This window comes from Actinoplanes sp. NPDC051633 (assembly GCF_040681735.1).
GTDB lineage: Bacteria > Actinomycetota > Actinomycetes > Mycobacteriales > Micromonosporaceae > Actinoplanes.
Genome location: NZ_JBFAZH010000340.1, coordinates 1 through 6924 on the forward strand (window position 1 = coordinate 1; position 6924 = coordinate 6924).

Sequence of the window (6924 nt, forward strand, 5' to 3'; positions counted from 1 at the left end):
GACGCGGCTTTCGGGGAGTCCGTCGCCCTGGTCTGCGTGGCCATCCTGATGATCCTGCTGCTGCTGGGCGGCGTAGTGGCCGGATTGCTTCCGCTGGCCGCCGCCGTGGGGGCGGTCACCGCCACGTTGCTCGCGCTGACCGGAGTGGCCCGCCTTGTGCCGGTCAGCGAGTACACGGTCAACGTGGTCACCCTGCTCGGCATCGGGCTGGCGGTCGACTACGGCCTGCTGATGATCGCCCGGTTCCGGGAGGAGCGGGCCGCGGAGCCGGACGCGCCGCCGGCCGACCTGATCGCCCGCACGGTGGCCTCGGCTGGGCGGGCGGTGCTGGTGTCCGGGGCGGCGGTCACCGTGGCCATGGTGGGGTTGGTCGCCTTCGGCGATCCGCTGCTGGCCGCGATGGCGCTGGGTGGGGCGTTGGTCGTCGTGCTGGCCACGGCGACCGGGCTGACGCTCGTACCGGCATTGATCGCGACCGCCCATCGGCGCATCCCGGAAGCCGGCCGGTGGCGGCGCAAGCGGCGAGGACCCGGCCTGCTGGCCCGCCTGGCTGCGTTCGCCCAGCGCCGGCCGGCCCCGGTGGCCGTGGCCGTGGTCGTCGGCCTGCTGGTGTTGAGCACGCCGTTGTTCTTCGTGGAGTTCGCCAACTCCGACGTCCGCGCGCTGCCCGCGACCAGCGAGGCGCGCCGGACGTACGAGGCGGTGCAAAGCACGTTCGCCGACCCGCCGAAGCAGCCACTGACGGTCGTCGTCGAGGCCGACCCGGCGCAGCCCGGCACGCAGCAGTTGTTGAAATCCATGAAGAGCCTGCCCGGCGTCTCCGATGTGTTCGTCCGCGACGAGCTGCCGCCGGGGATCAGCGTCGTCGACGTGGTGCCGACCGGTGCCGAGGACGGCGAGCGGGCCCAGCAGTTGGTGGCCGCCGTGCGGGCGCTCGACGCGCCCTCCCCGGTGCTGGTGGCCGGCCCGGCCGCGGAGCTCGCCGACGAGAAACGATCGGTGGCTCAGCGGCTGCCGGTCGCTCTGCTGATCATCGTGGTGGCGACCGGGGCGCTGCTGTTCGCGCTGACGCGCTCGGTGGTCGTACCCGTCAAAGCGATCCTGCTGAACCTGCTCACCCTGCTGGCCACCATGGGGGTTCTGGTCGCGGTCTTCCAGTGGGGCTGGGGCGCCGGCGTGCTCGGCTTCGAGCCGTGGGGCGCGCTCGACCTGACCACCCCGCTGCTGTTGTTCGTCTTCGCGTTCGGCCTCTCGATGGACTACCAGGTCTTCCTGCTGGCCCGGATCAAAGAGGAATGGGACCGGCGGACGGCCACCGACCGCGCGGCCAGCGACCACGCCGTCCTGGCCGGGATCACCGCCACCGGCCCGGTGGTCACAGCGGCCGCCCTCGCGATCGGCATCGTCTTCCTCGGCTTCGTCCTCGGCGACCTGGTCCCGGTCAAGGAGATCGGCGTCGGCATGGCCGTCGCGGTCCTGCTGGACGTCACGGTGGTCCGCGGTCTCCTGCTCCCGGCGACGATGTCGCTACTCGGCCGCTGGAACTGGTGGCGGCCGGGCCGCGCTCCGGCCTGACCATCGAGGCCCGCACCTGAACCCGGCGGTAGGAGCGTCCACGTGGGCGCGCGGGCTGCCGTGTCAGCGGGTTCCGGCGGCCAGGAACATCGGGACCGCCAGCATGAGTCGGCCCGTTGCGGCCCGATGGTCTTGCTCGGCGATCCACTGCTCGGCTTCGGCTGCGGTGATCGCGTCGGTGTCGCGGGCTGCGATCGCGTGCTGGGCCAGCAGCAGTCGGGTCGAGGCGTCGGTGAGGATCGCGGTGTGCACCTCGAACGTGACGTCGGTGAAGCCATTGTCGAGCAACAGGTTGCGGTAGGTGCGGGCGATACGCGGGTGCGGGATCGTGTCGGCCCGCGCCGTGATGATGCGCCGGGTGAGTTCGCCGAAGTCGGAATCGACGACCAGGGTGTCCCAATCCTGCCCGGCCAGCACGATCCGCCCGCCCGGGGCCAGCACCCGTTTCGCCTCGGCCATTGCCGCGTCCGGGTCGGGCAGGATGTGGAATACCTTGTCGGCCCGGTAGCCGTGGGCCTCGCCGTCCATCAACGGCAGGTCAGTGGCGTCGGCGGCGCGTATATCGGTACCGGGAAACCGCTCGCGGGCCGCGGTCAGCATGGCCGGGTCGAGGTCCACCCCGATCGCTGTGGCCCCGCGCTGCGCGAGTTCGGCCACCGCGCGCCCGGTCCCACAGCCCACATCGACAACCGTCGCGTGCGGCTTGAGGTTCAGCAACTGGTAGCCGCGCTCGCGTAGCGCGACCGCACCGGGCATGTTCTCGGCCGCGTCGAGTATCCGGACCAGGGTTGCGGTATCGGTGTGGGCACTGTGCGTCTTGGTCATTGCGCCACTGTGCGACTTAAGGTTGACCTGAAGTCAACCGCCGCGGAGGTACCTGATGGAGTACGCGATCGGCGAGCTGGCGGCCCGTTGCGGGGTAGCTGCTCACGTGTTGCGCCACTGGGAGCATGTGGGCCTGCTGGCCCCCGCTCGCCGCGTGGCTTCCCGCCGCGTCTACACCGAGGCCGACCTGGCCCGGGTCGCCGAGATCCAAATCTGCAAGGACGCCGGCTTCAGCCTCGACGAGATCCGCGACCTGTTCACCGCCCCCTCTCCCGACGCCCGCCGCGCCATCCTGCGTACCCAGCTGACCCAGGTCCGGGAACGCATCGCCCGCCTGACCCTCTCCCAGACCCTCCTGGAACACGGCCTGCGCTGCCGCCACGACGACCACCGGACCTGCGGCCGTTTTCAGTCGATGATCCTCGCCCGACTTGACGGCGTCCCCCTGGTCGAAGCCCTCGCCCACCCTTGAGTGGGTGCCGGCTGACCGGCGACCCCGTGATGGTGGACGTGCTCGGACGGCCTCTGGCCTCCACAACGTTCTGGGGCCCTGCACCTAGACGCGGCCGCCGGACGGGTCGCCGGACAGGCGCTGGGCCACGTAGATCGGGACGATCGACAGCAGGACCAGGACCGTCGCCACCACGTTGACCACCGGCGCCTGGTTGGGCCGGAACAGGTTGTCCAGGATCCAGATCGGCAGCGTCGTGGTGTTCTGGCCGGCCGTGAAGCGGGTCACGATGATCTCGTCGAAGCTCAGCGCGAAAGCCAGCAGCCCGCCCGCCAGCAACGCCGTGCGCATCAGCGGCAGCGTCACCCGCCGGAACGTCGTGAAGCCGTCGGCGCCCAGGTCCATCGACGCCTCCTCGAGGTCGCCGCCCATCCGCCGCAGCCGCGCGATGACGTTGTTGAAGACCACCACGATGCAGAACGTGGCGTGCGCGACCACGAGCGTCCACATCGACAGCGGCACGCCCAGCACGGTGCGGAACGCGTTGTTCAGGGCGATGCCGGTGACGATGCCGGGCAGCGCGATCGGCAGGATGATCAGCAGGGACACCGCGTCGCGGCCGAAGAAGCGGTAGCGCTGCAACGCCATCGCGGCGAGCGTACCCAGGATCAGGGCCAGCGCCGTCGCGAGCAGGCCGACCACCACCGAGGTGCGCAGCGCGCTCAGCGCGCCCGCGTTGTGCAGGGCCCGCGACCACCACTCCCACGTGAAACCCGAGGGCGGCCAGCCGAAGGCGCGGTCGGCGTTGACCGAGTTGATGAGTACGACCAGCAGCGGCACGTAGAGGATCGCCAGCACGACGCCCATCACGATGCGCAGGCCGATCCGCATGCCCCGGGTGAGGAACATCAGAGGTGCTCCAGAGCGCCGGCCCTGCGGGACAGGAACAGGTACACGATCATCACCACCACCGGGACGAGGCCGACCGCCGCGGCCAGGGGCTGGTTGTTCGCCGCGCCGATGTTGTCGTAGACCAGGTTGCCGAGGAACTGCTTGGTGCCGCCGACGATCTCCACCGCCACGTAGTCGCCCAGGGTCAGCGAGAAGGTGAAGATCGAGCCGGCCACGACGGCCGGGAAGACCATCGGCAGCACCACGGTGCGCAGCACGCGCCAGGGCCGCGCGCCGAGGTCGGCGGCCGCTTCCAGCAGCGAGCCCGGCAGGCGGTCCAGGCCGGCGAAGATCGGCAGGACCATGTACGGGAACCAGAGGTACGCCAGCGTGCACACGGTCGCGGTGAGCCCGTACCCGGGGGAGGTGACGCCGAACGGGGAGCCCAGCCAGTCGATCAGCCCGCCGCCACCGAACATGCTGCGCCAGGCGTACGCCTTGACCAGATAGGACGCCCACAGCGGCAGCAGGATCGCGGCCACCAGCAGCGGGCGCCAGCGCGGGCCGGCCACCTTCGCCATGAAGAACGCCACCGGCAGGGCCAGCGCCGCGTCGACCAGGGTGACCAGCACGGCCACCCCGATCGTGCGCAGCGTGACCGCGCGGTAGACCGGGTCGGTGAGAACGATCCGGATGTTCTCGAGGGTCCACGAGCGTTCGATCTCGCCGGTGAACGAGTTCGTCGACCACAGCGCGGTGATCAGCAACGCCGCCAGCGCCCCGACGTAGGCCAGCCCGAGCCACAGCAGCGGCGCGCCGAGGAGCAGCGCGAGGCGGCTCCGCGGCGATCGGGTGAGCCGGGCCGAGACCTGGCGGCGCAGCGTACCCATCAGCCCTTGATTTCCGTCCAGGCCCGCGTCCAGGCGGCGTAGTCGGTGCACTTGACGTCGGTGCGGCCGTCGAGGCACTGCTCGACCGGCGTGGACCAGTACCAGATCTGGTCCGCGTAGGCCTTGTCGTCGGCGTGGTAGGTCTCGCAGAACGACTTGTCGGTGGTCAGCGCGCACGCCTTGGCGTTCGCCGGCGCCTCGCCGAAGTACTCCGCGACCTGCGCGTTGGCCTCCGGGCTGACGATGTGGTTCAGCCACTGGTACGCGCAGTTCGGGCGCTTGCTCTTCGCCGACACCATCCAGGTGTCCGACCAGCCGGTCGCGCCCTCGCTCGGCAGGATCGCCTTGACCGGCGCCTTCTCGGCCACCGCGGTGTTCACGATGACCTGCCAGGTGGTGCCGATCACCGAGTTGCCGCTCTTGAAGGACTGCACCTCCTTGAGGTAGTCCGACCAGTACTCGCTGACGTTCGGCTTCTGCGCCTTCAGCAGGTCGACGGCCGCCTTGAACTGCGCCTCGTCGAGCGCGTACGGGTTCTTGATGTTCAGCTCGGGCTTGGTCTTCATCAGGAACAGCGCGGCGTCGGCGATGTAGATCGGCGAGTCGTAGGCGGTGACCTTGCCCTGGTACTTGCCGGCGTCGGTGAACACGGCGGCCCACGAGGTCGGCGCCGGGTTGACGACGTCGGTGCGGTACATCAGCAGGTTCGCGCCCCAGCCGTGCGGGACGCCGTACATCTGGCCGTTCACCGAGTTCCACGGCCGGTCCTTCAGGAAGCCCGTCACGTCGGGGTAGTTCTGCACCAGCGAGGTGTTGACCGGCGCCACGTCACCGGCCGCGATCAGCCGCAGCGAGGCGTCGCCGGAGGCGGAGATGACGTCGTACTCGCCGGTCTTCATCAGGGTGACGGCCTCGTCCGAGGTGCCGAACGTCTTGACCGTCGCCTGGCAGCCGGTCGCCTTCTCGTAGGAGGAGACCCAGTCGACCTTCGGGTCGTTGCTGCCGTCCTCGGCGTACCCGGGCCAGGCGAGAATGGACACCGAGCCCTCGCCCTGGCCGAGCTGCTGGAGCATGTCGATCTTGGGGGCGGTGAAGCCGCCTTGGCTGCTCGGGCTTTCCGAGCCGGACTCGGATGTCGTGCCGCAGGCCGCGAGAAGAGCGACGCCGCAGAGCGCGAGGAGTTTACGCATCGGAGGATCCTTCCAGGGGAACGACGTCGTTCGGGCTGATGCTGACGAGCACACGCTCCCCGCGGCGGTGTGCGGCGTTGCCCGACGTGTTGGGTTCACTTGCGGTCACCCGAGCGCCGGTGTCGAGGTCGATGAGGTAGCGGGTGGTCGCGCCGAGGTAGACCACCTCGGCGATGGTGCCGGACGGACGGCCCGGCTCCGTGCTGAGCCGGATCCGTTCCGGCCGCACCATGAATCTGCCGTCCCGGCCGAGCAACTCCCGGGCCGCGTGGCCGGTGAGCACGGTCGAGGTGCCGACGAAGCCGGCCACGAACTCGGTCTGCGGTTGCTGGTAGATCTCGGCGGGCGTGCCGGTCTGGGCGATCCGGCCGTGGTGGAACACCGCGATCCGGTCGCTCATCGTGAGCGCTTCCTCCTGGTCGTGCGTCACGAAGACGAAGGTGATCCCGGCGTCGCGCTGCAGCTGCTTGAGCTCGACCTGCATCTGCTCGCGCAGCTTGAGGTCGAGGGCGCCGAGCGGCTCGTCGAGCAGCAGCACACGCGGTTTCACGACCAGGGCCCGGGCGAGCGCGACCCGCTGGCGCTGGCCGCCGGAGAGCTGGGTCGGGCGCCGCTCGGCGAAACCGTCCATCCGCACCGAGGCGAGGGCCTCGTCGGCCCGCTTGCGGCGTTCGGCCCGTTTCACGCCGCGGACAGCCAGGCCGTACTCGACGTTGTCCCGGACCGACAGGTGCGGGAACAGCGCATAGTCCTGGAAGACCGTCGTCACGTCCCGCTCGAACGGCACCGCCCGGGTCACGTCGGCGCCGGCCAGCTCGACCCTGCCCGCGGTCGGCCTCTCGAAGCCGGCGATCATCCGCAGCACGGTGGTCTTGCCCGACCCGGACGGGCCCAGCATGGCGAAGAACTCGCCGTCGGCGATGGACAGGTCGATGCCGTCCACGGCGACCGTGGAACCGAAGGTCTTGCGCAGGCCGGTGAGCCGGATGGCGGAGACTGTGTCCACGAGCGAAAACCTATGGCTTCATAGTTCTATAAACAAGCACGCTTAGATTCAGGTGATCAATGCAACGGTGCTGGTGAATGGGTGGCTTGTGGCACA

7 protein-coding genes are annotated in these 6924 nt (G+C 70.0%); 2 read left to right on the forward strand and 5 right to left on the reverse strand.

From position 1 onward, the window contains the following. Positions 1-1575 (forward strand): MMPL family transporter (locus AB0M20_RS19795; protein WP_364300068.1); only part of this gene is annotated, 1575 nt, incomplete at its 5' end. Positions 1576-1638: 63 nt separating this feature from the next. On the opposite strand, the gene AB0M20_RS19800 is transcribed toward AB0M20_RS19795, so the two are convergent. Further along, positions 1639-2400 (reverse strand): methyltransferase domain-containing protein, encoded by a 762-nt coding sequence (locus AB0M20_RS19800; RefSeq protein WP_364300071.1) that lies wholly within the window; start codon positions 2398-2400, stop codon positions 1639-1641. A 55-nt stretch (positions 2401-2455) separates the two neighbouring features. Between AB0M20_RS19800 and AB0M20_RS19805 the strand changes: the two genes are divergently transcribed. Beyond that, positions 2456-2872, forward strand: a complete 417-nt coding sequence (locus tag AB0M20_RS19805; protein WP_364300073.1) for a MerR family transcriptional regulator — start codon at positions 2456-2458, stop codon at positions 2870-2872. A gap of 84 nt (positions 2873-2956) precedes the next feature. On the opposite strand, the gene AB0M20_RS19810 is transcribed toward AB0M20_RS19805, so the two are convergent. From AB0M20_RS19810 to AB0M20_RS19825, 4 genes are read right to left on the reverse strand one after another with little or no spacing between them, the layout of a single operon-like run. Continuing rightward, the gene (locus tag AB0M20_RS19810; protein ID WP_364300075.1) at positions 2957-3760 is read right to left on the reverse strand and encodes an ABC transporter permease; all 804 of its coding nucleotides are present in this window, start codon (positions 3758-3760) and stop codon (positions 2957-2959) included. Next, positions 3760-4683 (reverse strand): ABC transporter permease, encoded by a 924-nt coding sequence (locus tag AB0M20_RS19815; RefSeq protein ID WP_364300077.1) that lies wholly within the window; start codon positions 4681-4683, stop codon positions 3760-3762. Before AB0M20_RS19815 ends, AB0M20_RS19810 begins: the two co-directional genes overlap by 1 nt. After that, positions 4632-5822: an ABC transporter substrate-binding protein gene (locus AB0M20_RS19820; protein ID WP_364300079.1), complete on the reverse strand. Its 1191-nt coding sequence runs from the start codon at positions 5820-5822 to the stop codon at positions 4632-4634. The genes AB0M20_RS19815 and AB0M20_RS19820 overlap by 52 nt, the downstream gene beginning before the upstream one ends. Continuing rightward, positions 5815-6828: an ABC transporter ATP-binding protein gene (locus AB0M20_RS19825; RefSeq protein ID WP_364300081.1), complete on the reverse strand. Its 1014-nt coding sequence runs from the start codon at positions 6826-6828 to the stop codon at positions 5815-5817. The genes AB0M20_RS19820 and AB0M20_RS19825 overlap by 8 nt, the downstream gene beginning before the upstream one ends. Between the last annotated feature and the right edge of the window lie 96 nt (positions 6829-6924).